Consider the following 1,765-nt stretch of genomic DNA (forward strand, 5'->3'; position numbering starts at 1 on the left):
TAAAATAAATATACAATGAACGAGATGAATTTAGGATCTATTTTATTAAAGACGTATCAAGTAACGTCGTTAATTATCATTTTTATGTTATCTTCTTTACCGGAGGTATGTGCAGTGGATAAAAAAAAGCAAGCACCATCGGGAGCTGTGCCGGTATTTACAAATTTTGTATATAGTGGAGATGATAAGATTTACAATGAAAACCCCTTAAAACCGGATGAATTTTACAATCCGATCCTTCAAGGTTGTTATCCTGACCCAAGTATTACACGTAAAGGAGATGATTATTATTTAGTTTGCTCATCTTTTTCGATGGTTCCGGGAGTACCCATTTTCCATTCAAAGGATTTGGTTAATTGGAATCAGATAGGTCATGTCCTTGACAAACCTTCCCAACTGAAGGTCGAAACAGCGGGTATAAGTATGGGTATCTATGCTCCGGTAATCAGATATAATAAGTATAACGACACCTTTTACATGATTACTACCCAATTTGCCGGAGGCTTCGGTAATATAGTGGTAAAGACAAAAGATCCTCATAAAGGATGGAGTGACCCTATCAAACTTAAATTTGACGGCATAGATCCATCTATATTTTTTGACGACAATGGCAAAGCTTATGTAGTGCATAACGATGCACCAAACAGAGGCGAAGAATTATATAATGGGCATCGTGTAATTAAAGTTTGGGAATATGATCTGGAAAAAGATCAAATAATCGAAGGCACCGATCAAATAATAGTCAACGGAGGAGTAGATATTACTAAAAAACCGATATGGATTGAAGCTCCTCACATTTATAAGAAGAATGGTAGTTATTACTTGATGTGTGCAGAAGGCGGAACAGGTGGCTGGCATAGTGAAGTTGTTTTTATAAGTGATTCGCCAAAAGGTCCATATAGACCTGCGCCAAGCAATCCTATTCTGACTCAGAGATATTTCTCACCTAATAGAGAAAATAAAGTGGACTGGGCAGGTCATGCCGATTTAGTTGAAGGCCCTGATGGTAAATATTACGGAGTATTTTTAGCTATTCGTCCCAATGAAAAGGATCGGGTAAATACAGGACGTGAGACATTTATATTGCCTGCCGATTGGAGTGGTACATTCCCGGTTTTTGAAAATGGACTTATACCAATGGAACCTAAATTAAAGATGCCGAAAGGAGTACGTAATCAAACAGGAAGTAATGGCTTTTTCCCGAATGGCAATTTCACTTTCACCGATAACTTTTCATCTGACAAATTAGATGATAGATGGATTGGTGTAAGAAGTTGGAAAGAAGACTTTGTTAAAGTAACAAAGAAAGGGTTGCAAATAAATCCTTTTTCAATCAATATCAAAGAAGTGAAACCTATATCGACTTTGTTTTACAGACAACAACATAAAAACTTCACAGCCACAGTTACTATGGATTACCTGCCTAAGTCAGAAAACGACTTAGCCGGTATCACATGCTATCAAAGTGAATCATTTAATTATGTATATGGCTTGATGAAAAAAGGTAGTGACTATTATCTGGTTTTGGAAAGGACGAAAAAAGGCCAATCTACGATTCTAGCAAGTGAAAAAATAGATATAAGCAAGCCTATCAGCCTGCAAGTATCAGCTCAGGGTGATGAATATAGATTCAATTATTCGTTAGATAATACTAATTTTAATAATTTGGGAGGGACGGTGTCGGGAGACATTCTATCCACGAATGTGGCAGGAGGCTTTACCGGTGCTTTAATAGGATTATATGCAACTTCTGCAAATGATATCA

Annotated in this window: 1 protein-coding gene; it reads left to right on the forward strand. The window is 36.9% G+C overall.

All coding sequences use genetic code 11. From position 1 onward, the window contains the following. Positions 1-15: 15 nt before the first annotated feature. Positions 16-1,765 (forward strand): glycoside hydrolase family 43 protein (locus JGH11_RS19890; protein WP_201114700.1); only part of this gene is annotated, 1,750 nt, incomplete at its 3' end.

The organism is Dysgonomonas sp. Marseille-P4677, from assembly GCF_016652235.1.
GTDB lineage: Bacteria > Bacteroidota > Bacteroidia > Bacteroidales > Dysgonomonadaceae > Dysgonomonas.